Below are 16708 nucleotides of genomic sequence, written 5' to 3'. Positions count from 1 at the left end.
TTCCCCCTTGACCTTCCATTCAGGGGAAGGTTTAGGCTTTAGTTCTAATGCAAATTTTGCATGCAGTCAAAATCATTACCTGAGGAGTTAACCATGTCACATACCCAACTGCTGGAGCTGGACGGTTTGTCCTGCGGCCACTGCGTTAAACGCGTCAAAGAAGCGCTGGAGCAGCGCAGCGATGTTGAACAGGCCGACGTCACACAGCAAGAAGCGCGCGTGACCGGTGCGGCGAGCGCCAGCGATCTGATCGCTACGGTTGAACAAGCCGGTTATCACGCGGTGCTGAAAGACGGCGCAACCAGCCCAAAGCCTAATCCGTTGACAGCTACAGAGCCGCCGCCGGAGGCGCTGACAACGGAGTCGCAACCGGCACCATCCACTGAAGCGGTGCATCACTTACTGATTGGCGGCATGAGCTGCGCCAGCTGCGTGAGTCGCGTGGAACAGGCGCTGAAAAAGGTGCCGGGCGTCAGTCAGGCACGCGTCAATCTCGGTGAACGCAGCGCGCTGATCATCGGCGATGCAAGCGCCGAAGCGCTGGTGAGCGCTGTCGATCAGGCCGGTTATTCCGCTGAAGTGATCGATAACGAACAAACCCGGCGCGAGCGCCAGCAGGTCAGCGCGCAGCAAGCCATGCGCCGCTTTAGCTGGCAATCAGCGCTGGCGTTGCTGCTCGGCGTGCCGATGATGATTTGGGGCATGCTCGGCGACAACATGATGCTGAGCGCAGATAACCAAACGCTGTGGCGCACGCTTGGCGTCATCACCTTGCTGGTGATGGTGATTGCTGGAGGGCACTTCTACCGCAGCGCGTGGCGCAGTTTGCGTCACGGTACCGCCACCATGGACACATTGGTGGCGCTGGGAACTGGCGCGGCGTGGCTCTATTCGATGAGCGTTGCCCTATGGCCCGAATTCTTCCCGCATCAGGCGCGTCATCTCTATTTCGAAGCCAGCGTGATGATCGTTGGTCTGATCAATCTCGGCCACGCGCTAGAGCAGCGTGCACGCCAGCGCGCCTCGAAGGCGCTGGAACGATTACTGGATTTAACCCCGGCGCAGGCGCGGGTCATTAGCGATCAAGGTGAAACGCTGCTGCCACTCAGCGAAGTTGAGTCCGGCATGACGCTGAAACTGGTGACCGGCGATCGCGTCCCGGTGGACGGTGACGTCGCCAGCGGCGAAGCCTGGCTGGATGAAGCGATGCTGACTGGTGAAGCGGTGCCGCAGGCCAAACAGCCGGGCGATAAAATCTTTGCTGGTACGCTGGTGCAAGACGGCACGCTGCACTTTGTGGCGCGCGCCACCGGCAGCCACACCCGGCTTGCGCGCATCATCAATCTGGTGCGCCAGGCGCAAAGCAGCAAACCGGATATTGGCCGGCTGGCCGACCGTATCTCCGCGGTGTTTGTACCGGTGGTGGTGGCGATCGCGCTGCTAAGTGGTTTGATTTGGTATCTGGCGGGTCCGCAGCCGCAGCTGGCTTACACATTGGTGATTGTGACGACAGTGCTGATCATCGCCTGCCCTTGCGCTTTGGGTTTAGCCACGCCGATGTCAGTGATTGCAGGCGTCGGACGTGCCGCTGAGCTGGGCGTGCTGGTGCGTGACGCCGATGCGCTTCAGCGGGCCAGCGAAGTCGATACCATTGTGTTTGATAAAACCGGCACCCTGACACGCGGCACACCGCAGGTCAGTGATGTCGCGCTGTATGGTGATTGGAATCGCGAACAGGTGCTCAGCGCGGCGGCGCAGATGGAGCAAGGCTCCAGCCATCCGCTGGCTAAAGCCATTCTCGATGCTGCGCCAGCGGTGAACGCCGAAGCGGTTAAGCAATTTCGTACAATACGCGGCAAAGGTATCAGCGCTACAGTGGCCGACAGAACGCTGCTGCTGGGAAATCAGGCGCTGCTGGATGAGCAGCAGATTGATTATCGCGCCGCGCAGGCCGACATCGAACGCTTCGCCGCACAAGGCGCAACGCCGGTGCTGCTGGCCGATAATCAGCAGCTACTGGGATTGATCGCACTGCGAGACAGCTTGCGTCCCGAGAGCAAAGCAGCGCTGCAGCGTCTGCATCAGCAAGGTTATCGCCTGATTATGCTGACCGGCGATCACCAGAAAACCGCGCAGGCGATTGCCGCCGAAGCAGGTATTGATGAAGTGATTGCCGGCGTGTTGCCGGATGGCAAAGCGCAGGCGATTACGCAGCTTCAGCAGCAAGGCCGCAAAGTGGTGATGGTCGGCGATGGCATCAATGATGCGCCCGCGCTGGCGCAAGCCGATGTCGGCATTGCCATGGGCGGCGGCAGCGATGTGGCAGTAGAAACCGCCGCCATGACGTTGATGCGAAACGATCTGCACTGCGTCGCCGATGCGCTGTCGATCTCCAGCGCCACGCTGCGCAATATGCGGCAAAACCTGTTGGGTGCCTTTATTTACAACAGCCTCGGGATTCCGATTGCTGCGGGCGTGCTCTATCCGTTTACCGGCATGCTGTTGAGCCCGATTGTCGCGGGCGCGGCGATGGCGCTGTCATCAATTACCGTGGTGAGCAACGCTAACCGTTTGTTGCGCTTCAAGCCCGCGCAACGGCAATAGCCATTACAGCCCTGTTTTTCATCGGATGAAATCGCTAGCATGGTTTTTTGCCTTAAAAAGGACAGGGAATGAGACACGGTCTGTGGCACAGCATCCAACAACGGATCGCGACCCTTTTCCCGGCTAGCTACAGCTGGCCGGCCATGGATATTCAGCTGGGCGATCGTCGTTTGCATCTGGCGGGCAGCATTCACATGGGCACACGCGATATGCAGCCGCTGCCTGCCGGGCTGTTGCGCCAGCTGCATAAAGCCGACGCGCTGATTGTCGAAGCCGATATCACTCAAGGCGGATCGCCGTTCAGCAATGATGATGAACATCCGCCGCTGGCCATGCGGCTCGACGACGAGGTGCTCCAGCGTCTGCAGGCCTTATGCGATGAACTTTCGCTGTCATTGAGCCTGTTCGATACGCTGCCGTTCTGGCAGATCGCGCTGATGTTGCAGGCGCAACAGGCGCAGCGGCTGGGATTGCGTCCGCAGTTTGGTATCGATTATCAGCTGTTGCAGGCGGCCAAAGCGGCCAACAAACGCGTTATCGAGCTGGAAGGTCCGGAAACGCAGATCGCCCTGCTGAAATCGCTGCCGCAGGATGGTTTGCCGCTGTTACTGGATACGCTGGAACACTGGCATACCAACGCGCGTCTGCTGCAAACCATGATCAGCTGGTGGCTGGATGCGCCGCCGACCCAGCAACCGGTCGCGCTGCCAACCACTTTCAGCAGCGAGCTGAACGACACACTGATGCGCAACCGAAATCAGCACTGGCGTGAGTTGCTGCTGGCGTTACCGAAAGGGCGTTATGTGGTGGCGGTGGGCGCGCTACATCTGTATGGCGATGATAATCTGCCGGATTTGCTGAAGGGTTAACTTATTGGTCGCCATAAATGGCGCCTCTACAAAAACGCACCAAACATCCGTAGGGTCGCCATTAATGGCGACCTACATTCCAGATGTGCTCAAAATACAAAAAAAGAAGGCCAATAATTATATTGGCCCGTCAAAGAGGAATTTGTTTATGATTTTGGTTATCACCAACAATCTCTTGCTGGCGCGGGCCAATTCTCGCGCAAAGTTCAGAATTTCGCCACTGTTTTTCCATCAAAACTGAAATAAGAATTTTCCTAACAAGGACCGATCATGACGCCTGCGGTAAAACTTCTGGAAAAACAAAAAGTCACCTTTACCCTGCATCCGTACGACCACGATAGCCATGAAACCAATTTTGGTGATGAAGCGGTGCGTAAGCTGAATCTGGATGCGCGTCAGGTGTTCAAAACCTTGCTGGTGTCGCTCAACGGCGATGCTAAAGCGCTGGCGGTTGCGGTGACTCCAGTCTCAACTCAGTTGGATCTAAAAAAGGTCGCCAAAGCGCTGGGGGCGAAGAAAGCGGATATGGCCGATCCGCAGCTGGCACAGCGCGTAACCGGTTATCTGGTGGGCGGCATCAGCCCGTTAGGACAGAAAAAACGTCTGCCAACGGTGATCGATCAGCAAGCGGCCGAATTTGCCACCATCTTTATCTCCGGCGGCAAACGCGGCTTGGATCTGGAGTTGGCCGCACAAGATTTGTCTCGCCTGCTGGACGCGCCGCTGGCCGACATCGCGCGGCGCGATTAATCAGGCTGCTGGGCGCAGAGTTGATCGATCATCCAGCGCCCGGCCGGTCCCGGCGGATTACGTCGTGACCACACCACATCAACCGCAATATGCTGCGGCCAGCCCGGCACCGGCAACTCCTTCAGCACCTGATGCCCAAACTGCTCCACCAGCCAGCGCGGCAATATACTCCAGCCAAAACCCTGCTCTGCCATCTCCAACAGCAACAAATAGGATGGCGCCGACCACACGCGTCCGGCGGGCAAAGGATCGCGATTTTGCACCCAGGTATTGAGCCGCAACTGACGTAATTGGCTTAGCTGCTCGTCACTCACCTGCTCCAGCTGCGATAAAACATGATCCTGATGCAGATAGATCGCCATCTGCGCGCCAACCTGTAAACGCGCCATCGCCAAATCGGTCGGCAGCTTCGGCTGCGCCCGCACCACGCCAAGATGCACGCGTCCAGCCTGTAACAGATCGAGTACATCTTCATCCTCGGCGATCATGCATTCGAAGGCGATCTCGGGATAAAGCTCAGCAAAACGGGTGAGCAAAGTGACATGATGATCGGCTTGCCAAAAGTCGGAAATTGCCAGACTCAGACGCGGCTCGACGCCATCGGTAAGGCATTCAGCCAGTTCGTCCAGCCGCTGACTGGCGGCCAGAATTTGCTGCACCTGCGCAAAGGCGCGCTGACCATATTCGGTTAATACCGGATTACGTCCGCTGCGATCAAACAGCGTGAAACCGAGATCATCTTCCAGATTCGCGATCGCGTTACTGATGGTGGACTGGCTTTTAGCCAACGCGCGCGCCGCCGCTGAAAATGATCCACTGGCCACGGTTTGCACAAACGCCTCCAGGGATTCCGGGGAATACTTCATGGTGAACCATCGCTTTTATCGATAGGTGATCATTTTATCTTAGCATCATACAGTGCGAAAATGCGGGTTATCACTAATAAGGAGGTTTATATGCGTACCCGTTCGCTGAAAGAACGTTTTTGTCATGCCGCAGGCTTTGAAGGGTTGGCACTTATCACTGTTGCGCCGCTGGCTGCCTGGATCATGGAGAAACCGCTGTTTCAGATGGGCGCGCTGGCGATTATGCTGTCGACCGTCGCCATGCTGTGGAACATGATCTATAACAGCGGTTTTGATCGCATCTGGCCGCCGCAGGTCAAACGCGGATTCGGTTTGCGCGCGATGCATGCGCTGGGTTTTGAAGGCGGGTTTATCCTGATTGGCTTGCCGATTGCCGCCTGGATGCTGAATATTTCACTGCTGGAAGCCTTTGTGCTGGAAGTGGCGTTCTTCCTGTTCTTCCTGCCCTACACCATGGTTTACAACTGGATGTGGGATAAGTTGCGCCACCGTTGGGTGACGCAGAAATCCTGTCAGGCGTGATGTGCTCATTTCGAAAGAGGTCGCCATGAATGGCGACCCTACGTGTGCAGAGTTCAATGTTGCTGTGCGGCGCGCGGCCAGATCCACGCCAGAATCATCTGCGGATAGCTTGGCTTGCGCTGCTTCTCCTGTGCTTTATTGCGCTCTTCAATTTGCGCCGCCGTCAGATGCATAATCCCGCTCGGTTGATAATCAATTACCTTCAACGGCGAATGCTGGCTGACGTAGTCACGCAGCACATCCGCATCGCGCTGCCCGCTGTTGCTGAAACCGGCATGAGTTTCCATGTTCGGATAGCCGTCGCCGCCGCTGGCGTTAAAGCTGTTGGTCGCCATGCGGTAGGTTTTATCCTTTTGCAGCGGTTCGCCGTTAATCTTCACGTCGCTGACGCCTTTGCCATCCGCCACTAGGCTGATGTTGCTGAACTGCGCGAAGCCGCCGGAATCCACTTTGATGTTGGCCACCGTCGCCAGATAACTCAGCAGCTCATTGCCGCTCAGCGTAACTGAGACCACCTGATTGCCGAACGGCTGTACCTGCAGCAAATCGCGCCAGCTGAGATTGCCCTGCGCCAGCGAAGTGCGAATGCCGCCGCCGCTCATCACCGCAAAGTCCGCTTTGGTCGCCGCCATCTGCGCGCGCAAAATCAGCTGCCCAAGATTGGTCTGCTCGAAGCGTACTTTGTCTCGCTCGCCGACAAACACGCCGTCGCTACTACCGACTTTGACATCCAGCTTCTTGCCGGCACGCAGCTGGAAAGGTGTTAACAGCTTCATCATCGCGCTGTTCGGCGGGATCTCTTCCTGCCAGGTGAGCCAGGATTCGCTGCCATCAAGATTCTTCACTTTGTGCTTGAGGTTGACCGGGATCAGCTGGTAATTCTCCAGCGTCAGCTCGCCATTGCGGAAGGTGAAGTCGCCGCGTCCAACAAATTTGCCCCACTCTTTCGCCTGCATGATCCACACGCCGTTTTGACGATCCGGCTGGCAAGGCTGGCCCGGCTGATACTCTTTTACGCTGACGTTCTCTTTCTCCATGCACACCGCATCCTGCGAATGGCCGCCAATGATCACGTTGATGGTGCCCGGCGGCAGGCTGCGCGCCAGCTCCACGTCGCCCGGCGCATTGCTGCCATGCTGGCCGTCGTCGTAATGGCCCATGTGCGTCAGCGCGATGATTACGTCAGGTTTTTCGCTGGCGCGTAATTCCGCCACGGCTTTCTCGGTCTCTTTCACCGGATCGCGAATATCTATCGTCGCAATGTTTTCTGGGTTGGAAATACGCAGCGTGTCGGTAGTGGTCAGGCCGATCACCGCAATCTTCAGTCCCATGCGGTTAAAGGTCGCCCACGGCTTGAATAAGCGTGTGTCGGTGCCTTTTTGATAGATGTTGGCCGAAAGGAAAGGAAACTTGGCCCACTTCTGCTGCTTTTGCAGCACGCTAAGCGGTTTATCGAATTCGTGGTTACCCAGCGCCATGGCGTCATAGCCCACCAGGTTCATGCCGCGAATGTCGGGTTCAGCATCCAGCATGTCTGACTCGGGCACGCCGGTATTCACATCGCCTGCCGACAGGATCAGTGCGCCGCCGCCTTTGGCCTGCACATCATAGCGCTGTTGATCCATCAGCGTTTTCTGCGCGGCGAGGCCATATTCGCCCTGCGCATTGGTCCAGTAGCGACCGTGATGATCGTTGGTGTGCAGAATACTAAAACGATAACTGCGATCCGTTTGCCACGCCTGCGCCAGCATCGGCAGCAGTAACACTGTCAGCGCCAGCCAGCGCCCCTTTCGCGGTGATAAAAACAAAGCCGATCTCCTTATTCTGCGTTTTTCCACTGAGCGGTGGACTTAATGTGCGTTATCGCCCTTCTGTTTCGCACAGATGGCTGGCTAACTCAAGATGAAACTGGCAAAGCATCAATCAAACAAGCTGCAAAACCGCCTGGCGCTTCATTGGATAACCCAATTCTACGCCTGGCGGCGACTTTATCGACTTAGGACCGCTTTAACCGCAACAACACCTGCTGCGAAGCCAGTTTCCCGTCGCAACTATTTTTCCGCGCCACCCTTCATTCTGCGTATTTCCAGCCGATATAGTGAGATAACTGACGAAAATGGAGCTTCAGCTGCGTTTTAGTCTCATTTTTTCAATTTAGTGCGTTTTTACCGCTCAAATGTTTAAACGCGGTCAGTGATTGTGCATTACACTAGGTTGTTACAAGCGGATACATTTGCACACAAGGAGACAGGCATGCATCACACCACACCGTTGATCACTACCATTGTCGGGGGGCTGGTCCTCGCATTTCTCCTTGGTATGCTGGCAAACCGCCTGCGCATCTCACCGCTCGTCGGTTACCTATTAGCTGGCGTATTGGCCGGCCCTTTCACGCCAGGCTTTGTTGCGGATACCAATCTTGCTCCAGAACTGGCTGAACTCGGCGTAATTCTGCTGATGTTCGGCGTTGGTTTGCATTTCTCGCTGAAGGATTTGATGTCGGTAAAGTCTATCGCCATTCCCGGCGCCATCGCGCAAATCGCCGTGGCAACGCTGCTGGGAATGGGGCTTTCCTGGACAATGGGCTGGTCGTGGATGACCGGTCTGGTATTTGGTCTGTGTCTTTCCACTGCCAGTACCGTGGTGCTGCTGCGCGCGCTGGAAGAGCGTCAGCTGATTGATAGCCAGCGCGGGCAAATCGCCATTGGCTGGTTGATCGTGGAAGATTTGGTGATGGTGCTGACGCTGGTGCTGCTGCCAGCGATTGCGGGCATGCTGGAACAAGGCAACGCTAGCCCAACGCTGCTGTTGTGGGATCTGCTGCTGACCATCGGTAAAGTCGTCGCCTTTATGGTGCTGATGATGGTGGTAGGCCGTCGCGTGGTGCCGTGGATTCTGGCAAAAAGTGCCGCGACCGGTTCGCGTGAGCTGTTTACCCTTGCCGTGTTAGCGCTGGCGCTCGGTATCGCCTTTGGCGCCGTTGAATTCTTTGATGTCTCCTTCGCACTCGGCGCTTTCTTTGCCGGCATGGTGCTGAACGAATCTGAACTCAGCCACCGCGCGGCGCACGATACCTTACCGCTGCGCGATGCGTTCGCGGTACTGTTCTTTGTATCCGTCGGCATGCTGTTTGACCCAATGATCCTGATTGAACAGCCGCTGGCTGTATTGGGCGCGCTGGCGATTATCGTACTGGGTAAATCCATTGCCGCCTGGCTGCTGGTGACGCTGCTTGGCCATTCTCGTCGTACCGCGATGACCATTTCGGTGAGCCTGGCGCAGATTGGTGAATTCGCCTTTATTCTGGCCGGTCTCGGCATCTCGCTCGGCATGCTGAGCGAGGAAGGACGCAATCTGGTGCTGGCGGCGGCGATTCTCTCCATCATGCTTAATCCGATTCTGTTTAGCGTGCTGGAACGTTACCTCGACAAAACCGAAACCATCGAAGAGCAGACGCTGGAAGAAGCTATCGAAGAAGAGAAGCAGATTCCGGTGGATATCTGCAATCACGCGGTACTGGTCGGTTATGGCCGCGTCGGCAGCCTGCTGGGGCAAAAGCTGATGGAAGCGGATGTACCGCTGGTGGTGGTTGAGAACTCCCGTCCGCGCGTTGAAGCGCTGCGCGAGCAAGGGATCAAAGCGGTGCTGGGCAATGCAGCACGCGTCGATACCATGGAATTAGCCCGCCTCGACTGCGCCCGCTGGCTGCTGCTAACCATTCCAAATGGCTACGAAGCCGGTGAAGTGGTGACGGCGGCGCGCGAGAAGCGTCCGGATATAGAGATTATTGCGCGTGCGCATTATGACGATGAAGTGACCTACATTATGGAGCGCGGCGCGAATCGTGTGGTAATGGGCGAACGTGAGATCGCCAACAGCATGTTGCATGTGCTGGAAGAAGAGATTGCGCAGAACCCGATTGTGCGTGAGTGCCCGATTTAAGTGAGTGCGGTCATTGGGAAGGTCGCCATGAATGGCGACCCTACGTTTTATCTGTCCCAGTATGACTCTTCTAAGCTGTCTTCCCGCTCCGGCAGGCCGCGCGTGAGACGCGGTGAATGCTGGTTCAGCACCTGATAACTTACCCGGTTCGCGTATTTACACACCTGTGCCAGTGACGAATAGGTCAGGTAGGCGCGGCCGTGTTTGCTGGAGTTAGGTACTTTTTGGCGGTGGAAGTTGTTAGCGGTGATGTCATGCAGCAGCGCCGCCAGCGCACCATCGCCCGCGCCGTTAGTGTTCATGATCTTCTCTGGCCCGCCCATATAAGGTGCGATATGCGAGAAAATACGCAGCGGCTGATCGCAATCCTTGTGGCGCATCGCGCGGCTAAATTCATATTGGTTGAACTCAGCCAGCGCGCCCGGCAGCAACGGATGGTTGGTTTTACGTTTGTACTCTTCTTCGGTGAAACCGGCCATGTACAAACCGGTTGGCCCGGCGGTGCACAGCACCAAATCCACCCAATCCAGCGCCATATTCGACGCCAGCAGCGGATCCTGTTCGCCAGTCAGCGCAAAGGCTTCTTCTTCGTTCATCGCCACAATCGAGACGTGATCGCGCAGGAAATCGCGCCAGAACTGCGGGTTATCCTGAATCACATATTTGGTACCGAGCGTCAGCACCACCGGCACATTGTGCTTTTTGGCGTATTCGATGGCGCGCAAGGTGGCTTCCGGCATCGGCTCGCCCGGCTGGCAGCGCACCAGATAGGAAGTCAGCACCAGCGCCGAGGCGCCCGCAATCACCTCTTCCGGAATGCTGTTGGCCTGCAGCTGATTCATTAAGCCGGGGCTGATGGCAAAGGTACGTTCGCCCTGCTCGCCAATCAGCGTGAAGCAGCGGCCAATCGCGCCATCGACACCCTGCAGGAAGTTAAGATCCATGCGGCTGGAGGTGTTGCACAGGTAGCGATAAGCGTAGCCGCCGATCTGGATGTTATTGCACATCACGCCGAGCAGCACCGAGCGATCATCCGCCAGCACCGAGTAGTTATGCAGGGTATTTCCGATGGTGCCACCGGCAAATTGATGGCTGATGAGCTCTTCGCGCATCAGCTCGTTGTAGAGCGCCTCGGCGGTAGCATCATCAATCACCAGCGAGTGACCGGCGCTTAAGCCGTAACGCTGCAGAAAGTCGTCGTCGACTTTAGCTTCAATATCCACCAGCGTCTGGTCGATACCCACCACCCAACTGCCCTCTTCCTGCTCTTGCTGCGTTGCTTGCAGCAGCGGATCGCGCGCGTTGACGGGAAAATAGTGTTTGGATTTGCGTTTGCCGGGAAATTTCATCGAGAGTGCCGTCAGGGAAAATCAGCAGAGAATGATATCACACTCTCTGCCACACCCTTAACGGCGCGCGTTGACCAGCTGAACCATCATTTCAATGTGCTCAGCATCGTCGTTGAGCGCAGGAATGTACTCGAACTTTTCGCCGCCGGCATGCAGGAAGATCTCACAGTTCTCACCGCTGATCTCCTCGAGCGTTTCGAGGCAATCCGCCGCAAAGCCTGGACTCATCACCTGCACGTGCTTAATGCCTTTGGCCGGCAAGCTCTTCATGGTTTCGTCGGTATACGGCGTCAGCCATGGCTCGCGACCAAAGCGCGACTGGAAGGTCATCATGATCTTGTGCGGCGCAATACCCAATGCCGCGGCCAGCGCGTCGGTGGTGTCTTTGCAGCGCAGCGGATAATCGTCGCCTTCATTGGCGAAACGCTGCGGAATGCCGTGATACGACAGCACCAGCAGATCAGGTTCGCCATGCAGTGCAAACGAGCGCTCAACCGAGGCTTTCAGCGCGGCGATGTAAGCCGGATGCTCGGCGTAATCGCGGATAAACGCCACTTCCGGCAGTGAACGCAGCGGTTTGAAGCTGGTGGCTAAGCCATCCCATACAGCGGCAACCGTTGAGCAGGAGAACTGCGGATAGAGCGGCAGCACGATGAGTTTGGTGACGCCCTGATCCAGCAAGCGTTTTAACGCGCTGTCGAGGCTTGGCTGGCCGTAGCTCATACCCAGTTCAACCGGCATATCGAGGCGCTGCGCCAATGCGTCACGCTGACGCTTGCTGAACACCATCAGTGGTGAACCTTCATCCATCCACACGGAAGCATAAAGTTTCGACACGCGTGGCGAACGGAAAGGCACGATGATGAAATTGAGAATCGGCCACCACAATAAGCGCGGTGTATCAACCACTCGTGGATCGCCGAGGAATTGTTTCAGATAGCGTTTAACCGCAGGTGTTGTGGGTGCGTCTGGTGTGCCTAAGTTAACCAGCAAAACCCCGGGCTTTTCTTGCCTCATTGTATTTCCTTGATGTCGAAACGAATGGGTCGAATGCAAAATCAGGGGGAAATTGTAGCGGAAATCGAGGGAGGGGAAAGCAATTGCTGCAAAAGGGCCGGACAACCGGCCCTATCAACGCATTAACCGAGAATCGAGGCCAATTGCGTGCTCACTTCAGCGACAGGACGGGTGCCGTCGATTTTGTGATATTCGGTGTTGCCGTCTTGCGCTTCTTTGCCGTAGTAGGCAATCAGCGGCGCGGTCAGCTGATGGTATTCAACCAGACGCTTACGCACGGTCTCTTCCTGGTCATCTTTACGCGTGGTCAGCTCTTCGCCGGTCAGGTCATCTTTACCTTCCACTTTCGGTGGATTGTAAGTGACGTGATACACGCGGCCTGATGGCGTGTGTACGCGACGACCAACAATACGATCCACAATCAGCTCGTCCGGTACAGCGAACTCCAGCACGTAGTCAACCTTGATGCCCGCTTCTTTCATGGCGTCAGCTTGCGGGATGGTGCGTGGGAAGCCATCGAGCAGGAAACCGTTTTTGCAGTCTTCCTGCGCGATACGCTCTTTAACCAGCGCAATCACCAGCTCGTCAGTCACCAGTTTACCGGCATCCATGATCGCTTTTGCCTGTTGGCCCAGTTCCGTACCGGCTTTAACTGCCGCACGTAACATGTCACCGGTGGAGATTTGCGGAATACCGTATTTCTCCATGATGAATTGAGCCTGAGTGCCTTTACCTGCGCCCGGAGCTCCGAGCAGAATAATACGCATTGCGTAATTCCCCTTGCGAATCGCATTGTTCAATCTGAGAAGGCGAAGAACATACCATTATGGCCCGCGCACCACAAGGAAACGGGCGCGCTCGCCACGAAAGGTCTACTTTGACCTGCTTTGTCAGCAAATACCAGCAGAGTGCCCGTTTTTAGGAATCACGGCTAAGCATGAGTGCGTCTTTGAGACGTTTTTTCAGTACAGGCGTGACGTTCTGCTGTTTGTTGACGCCGCCGCGCACGTCGGCGCGCAAGCGTAAACGTGCCTGTTGCGGCAACACCTGAATATCCTGCGGCAATTCACTGGCATTGAGGCCGTTCGGCAGCGGAAAAAGCGCAAAGGGTAAACCCGGTTGCTGAATGGAATGCAGGATGAAAGGCGAGTCGAGTGCGATATTTTCCACCATCGCAATATTGAACGGACGCCATTCGCTGTCTTCCATCATCGTCAGCGCCTGTTCTGGTGCGTCACGAAGCGCTAATCCCTGCTCAAATAGACGCAGTTCACTGCGCACCAGCGTGCTGAAATCGGCGGTGCGCAACGCGATCAACACCAGATCGCCGCATAACGCCGCATGACGATCGAGGCGAGCAACAAATAGGCGCGCATCGCTCACCAGTCGCTTATGTAGCTGCGTGGCAAACGACTCCGATGCATCGGTAACGCCGTGGCTTTGGCATTCGCTTAGCGCCCGCACCCGTCCCTGCTGCATGTCGACATGATCCACCAACGCAATATTGCCCGCCGTCATCGGCAAAGTGGGCAGCACGCTGAGTTCGCTGACCGGATGGTGCGAGGCATAGCGCGTTTGATTACGTGATTGTTCCTGACGGAGAAACAGCTGGGAAAGCAGCACCCGCGAGATATGCAAAGAGGGTGCGAAGAAAAGATCGTAGTTTTCAAGCCGGTAATGACGGGAAAGCAAGCCGCGAAGCTTATCGCGCGCCGCCGCCGCCCTGGCAGTAGCAAGTTGTGGAGCCATCGCGTGATAGGTCTCTTATTATTGTGCTGTGTGTGGGAGGTGAAACTTGCGGTGATAGTCGGCGTGAAACACAGAGAGCCGGAGCCGTCAACCCGCCAGAATCTGGGGGAAAGGTTAGGCCAATGCGGCTGGACATTAAAATGATATAAACTGACAATCCCTGTTAGGTTTTTACACAGGGGACGAGTATGACCGCGCTTCCATCGTTACGTGCACTGCACTATTTCCACCAGGCGGCACTGTATAGCAGTTTTAGCGTGGCGGCCGAACGTCTGCATGTCACCCATAGCGCCATTAGCCATCAGGTTCGACAGCTGGAGAGCTGGATGGGTAAGCCGCTGTTTGTGCGCACCAATGGACGCGTCAAATTAACCTCACACGGTGAACGTTTGCTGGTGAGCTGTCAGAAAGCTTTTAGCGAACTCTCAACTACCTGCGAAAGCATCCGTACCGGCATGCGCCATCACCTCAGCGTCTCCTGCGCGCCCAGCTTTCTCTCACAATGGCTGATTCCGCGTATCGCCAGCTTTTATCAGCGCTATCCCGATATCGAAGTGCAGTTTCAGTCGCTGGTGGAGATCGATCAACTGCGCAGCGAGCACACCGATGTGCTGATTCTCAGCGCCGAGCAGTCGCCGGATGACGATATTGATGCCACTTTGATCAGCGATGATTACATCGGCCCGCTGTGCGCCCCGCAGTTTGCTGCCCGTTTTCAGAGCGAGCAGGATCTCGCCTCGCTGCCGCTGCTGCACGCCGATACGCGGCTGCATGCGTGGGCCGAATGGGCGAAAACCAGCGGCGTGCGCGGCAATTACTGGATCGGCAAGCATTTCGATAATTTGACGTTAGGCATTCAGGCGGCGAGAAACGGATTGGGTGTGATTATGGCGCCGCGCTTGCTGGTGCGTCAGGAGTTGAGTGACGGCACCTTGATTGCGCCGCTGGGCTTTGTGCGTGTTGATCGCGCCACTCTGATGATGACCAAGACTTCGCGCCAGCACGATGCGGAGATTACCTTGTTTCGCGATTGGTTGCGGGATCAGGCGCAGATTTAAGAGCAGATAATAAAAAGGTCGCCATGAATGGCGACCCTACGAAGGCGAATCTAGGGGCGTCATTTATGACGCCCTTGTCAATTACCGCACCGGCTTAAGCCGTCAACAACTGGTTCATGCGACGGATAAACTGGTTTGGATCGTCCAGCGTACCGCGCTCAGCCAGCAGCGCCTGATCCAGCAGCAGCTCAACCCACTCGGCAAAGCGCGTTTCGTCCTGGGTATCGGCCACGCGTTTCACCAGCATGTGATCCGGATTGATCTCGAAGATGTACTTCACTTCCGGCACGTCCTGACCCGCTGCGGCAAACAGTTTCGCCATTTGCGTGGTCATTTCGTTGGCATCGGTGGTAACGATCGCTGGCGTGTCGGTGAGACGATGCGTCAGACGCACCTCTTTCACGCGCTCGCCCAGCAGGGTTTTCACGCGCTCAACGAATGGCTCCAGCGCCTTCTCCGCTTCTTTCTGCTCTTCGGTCTCTTCGTCGGCCAGTTTGCTCAGCGAATCATCCGCTTTGCTGACTGACTGGAAGGTTTTGCCGTCGAACTCGGTGAGGTAGCTCATCATCCATTCGTCGATGCGATCGGAGAGCAGCAGCACCTCGATGCCTTTCTTGCGGAACAGTTCCAGATGCGGGCTGCTCTTCGCGGCGGCATAGCTGTCGGCGGTGATGTAATAAATCTTATCCTGACCTTCCACCATGCGCGTCAGGTAGTCGTCGAGCGAAATGGTCTGCTCGGCGCCTTCGCTCTGGCTGGTGGCAAAGCGCAGCAGCTTGGCAATCTGTTGCTGGTTAGCGTTGTCTTCTGCCGGGCCCTCTTTCAGCACCAGACCGAACTCTTTCCAGAACTGCTGATATTTTTCTGCGTCGTCTTTCGCCAGTTTTTCCAGCATCTGCAGGCTACGCTTGGTCAGCGCGGCGCGCAGGCTCTGGGTCACGCGGCTGTCCTGCAGGATTTCACGCGATACGTTCAGCGGCAGATCGTTGGAATCTATCAAACCACGCACGAAGCGCAGGTAGTTCGGCATGAACTGCTCGGCATCGTCCATGATAAATACGCGCTGCACATAGAGTTTCAGGCCGTGCTTGCTGTCGCGATTGAACATGTCAAACGGCGCGCGTGATGGCAGATACAGCAAGCTGGTGTATTCCTGCTTACCTTCCACGCGGTTATGGCTCCAGATCGCCGGATCGCTGAAATCATGGGCGATATGTTTGTAAAACTCGTTGTACTCGTCGTCGCTGATCTCGGACTTGTTACGCGTCCACAGCGCCTGGGCTTTGTTGATCTTTTCCCAGGTGGTGGTGTCGCTCTCTTCGTCTTTGCTTTCAATTTCGACCGGCAGCGCGATGTGATCGGAGTATTTGCTGATCACGTTACGTACGCGCCACGCATCGAGGAAATCATCTTCCCCTTCACGGAAGTGCAGCGTGATTTCGGTACCGCGATCGGCTTTCTCAATCTCCGCCAATGTGTACTCGCCTTCGCCGGCAGATTCCCAGAACACCGCTTCATCGGCTTTAGCGCCAGCCGCGCGGGTGCGCACGGTAACTTTGTCCGCCACGATGAACGCCGAGTAGAAGCCCACGCCGAACTGACCGATCAGCTGGCTGTCTTTCGCCTGGTCGGAGCCCATGGATTCGAGGAAGGATTTGGTACCAGATTTCGCGATGGTGCCGAGGTTCTCAATCACCTCATCACGGTGCATACCGATGCCGTTATCGCTGAGCGTCAGCGTGCGATTTTCCGGGTTGACCGAGATACGTACGCGCAGGTCGCCGTCGCCTTCATACAGATCGGGCGTCGACAGCGCGCGGAAGCGCAGTTTGTCGGCGGCATCTGAAGCGTTGGAAATCAGCTCGCGCAGGAAAATCTCTTTATTTGAATAGAGCGAATGGATCATCAGGTGCAGAAGTTGTTTTACCTCTGACTGGAAGCCACGCGTCTCTTGTCCTTTCATGGTCATTGCTACCTCAACT

Annotated in this window: 13 protein-coding genes; 6 read left to right on the top strand and 7 right to left on the bottom strand. The window is 56.4% G+C overall.

What is annotated here, in order from left to right; all coding sequences use genetic code 11:
- Positions 1 to 93 precede the first annotated feature (93 nt).
- The 3 genes from copA to ybaK all read left to right on the top strand — a co-directional run bounded on the left by copA (position 94) and on the right by ybaK (position 4223).
- The gene (copA, locus tag VIJ98_RS05010) at positions 94 to 2604 is read left to right on the top strand and encodes a copper-exporting P-type ATPase CopA (protein WP_323272549.1); all 2511 of its coding nucleotides are present in this window, start codon (positions 94 to 96) and stop codon (positions 2602 to 2604) included.
- A gap of 68 nt (positions 2605 to 2672) precedes the next feature.
- The gene (locus VIJ98_RS05005; RefSeq protein WP_323272547.1) at positions 2673 to 3473 is read left to right on the top strand and encodes a TraB/GumN family protein; all 801 of its coding nucleotides are present in this window, start codon (positions 2673 to 2675) and stop codon (positions 3471 to 3473) included.
- A gap of 270 nt (positions 3474 to 3743) precedes the next feature.
- Positions 3744 to 4223 carry a Cys-tRNA(Pro)/Cys-tRNA(Cys) deacylase YbaK gene (ybaK, locus tag VIJ98_RS05000; RefSeq protein WP_008103849.1) on the top strand — a complete coding sequence of 160 codons (480 nt, stop codon included), beginning with the start codon at positions 3744 to 3746 and terminating at the stop codon, positions 4221 to 4223.
- Here the strand turns inward: ybaK and VIJ98_RS04995 are convergent.
- Positions 4220 to 5089 (bottom strand): LysR family transcriptional regulator, encoded by an 870-nt coding sequence (locus VIJ98_RS04995; protein WP_008103852.1) that lies wholly within the window; start codon positions 5087 to 5089, stop codon positions 4220 to 4222. The genes ybaK and VIJ98_RS04995 overlap by 4 nt on opposite strands.
- 90 nt (positions 5090 to 5179) lie before the next feature.
- On the opposite strand from VIJ98_RS04995, the gene VIJ98_RS04990 reads away from it, so the two are divergent.
- Complete coding sequence (locus VIJ98_RS04990) at positions 5180 to 5611, top strand: multidrug/biocide efflux PACE transporter (RefSeq protein WP_008103853.1); 432 nt, start codon at positions 5180 to 5182, stop codon at positions 5609 to 5611.
- A 53-nt stretch (positions 5612 to 5664) separates the two neighbouring features.
- On the opposite strand, the gene ushA is transcribed toward VIJ98_RS04990, so the two are convergent.
- A complete protein-coding gene (gene ushA, locus VIJ98_RS04985) occupies positions 5665 to 7419 on the bottom strand; it encodes a bifunctional UDP-sugar hydrolase/5'-nucleotidase UshA (RefSeq protein ID WP_323272545.1) in 1755 nt (584 codons plus the stop codon).
- A gap of 445 nt (positions 7420 to 7864) precedes the next feature.
- On the opposite strand from ushA, the gene ybaL reads away from it, so the two are divergent.
- Positions 7865 to 9553: a YbaL family putative K(+) efflux transporter gene (gene ybaL / locus VIJ98_RS04980; protein ID WP_101762391.1), complete on the top strand. Its 1689-nt coding sequence runs from the start codon at positions 7865 to 7867 to the stop codon at positions 9551 to 9553.
- Positions 9554 to 9600: 47 nt separating this feature from the next.
- Here ybaL and VIJ98_RS04975 read toward each other — a convergent pair whose 3' ends face one another.
- The 4 genes from VIJ98_RS04975 to VIJ98_RS04960 form a co-directional block, all read right to left on the bottom strand.
- Complete coding sequence (locus VIJ98_RS04975) at positions 9601 to 10902, bottom strand: inosine/guanosine kinase (RefSeq protein ID WP_008103861.1); 1302 nt, start codon at positions 10900 to 10902, stop codon at positions 9601 to 9603.
- Positions 10903 to 10959: 57 nt separating this feature from the next.
- Positions 10960 to 11919 carry a ferrochelatase gene (gene hemH / locus VIJ98_RS04970; RefSeq protein WP_154153565.1) on the bottom strand — a complete coding sequence of 320 codons (960 nt, stop codon included), beginning with the start codon at positions 11917 to 11919 and terminating at the stop codon, positions 10960 to 10962.
- Between the two features lie 122 nt (positions 11920 to 12041).
- Positions 12042 to 12686, bottom strand: coding sequence for an adenylate kinase (adk, locus tag VIJ98_RS04965; protein ID WP_323272543.1), 645 nt, complete (start codon positions 12684 to 12686; stop codon positions 12042 to 12044).
- Positions 12687 to 12837: 151 nt separating this feature from the next.
- Entirely contained in the window at positions 12838 to 13668 is an 831-nt protein-coding gene (locus tag VIJ98_RS04960) for a DUF6024 family protein (RefSeq protein WP_323272540.1), read from the bottom strand.
- A 188-nt stretch (positions 13669 to 13856) separates the two neighbouring features.
- Here VIJ98_RS04960 and VIJ98_RS04955 point away from each other — a divergent pair, with 188 nt between their 5' ends.
- Positions 13857 to 14726 carry a LysR substrate-binding domain-containing protein gene (locus VIJ98_RS04955; protein ID WP_008103869.1) on the top strand — a complete coding sequence of 290 codons (870 nt, stop codon included), beginning with the start codon at positions 13857 to 13859 and terminating at the stop codon, positions 14724 to 14726.
- Positions 14727 to 14820: 94 nt separating this feature from the next.
- Here VIJ98_RS04955 and htpG read toward each other — a convergent pair whose 3' ends face one another.
- Positions 14821 to 16695 carry a molecular chaperone HtpG gene (gene htpG, locus VIJ98_RS04950; protein ID WP_323272538.1) on the bottom strand — a complete coding sequence of 625 codons (1875 nt, stop codon included), beginning with the start codon at positions 16693 to 16695 and terminating at the stop codon, positions 14821 to 14823.
- Positions 16696 to 16708: the final 13 nt, after the last annotated feature.

The organism is Pantoea sp. S18, assembly GCF_045689705.1.
Lineage (GTDB): Bacteria > Pseudomonadota > Gammaproteobacteria > Enterobacterales > Enterobacteriaceae > Pantoea > Pantoea symbiotica.
Note: the sequence above shows the minus strand (reverse complement) of the source record. Positions and strands in the feature narration are given on the sequence as shown.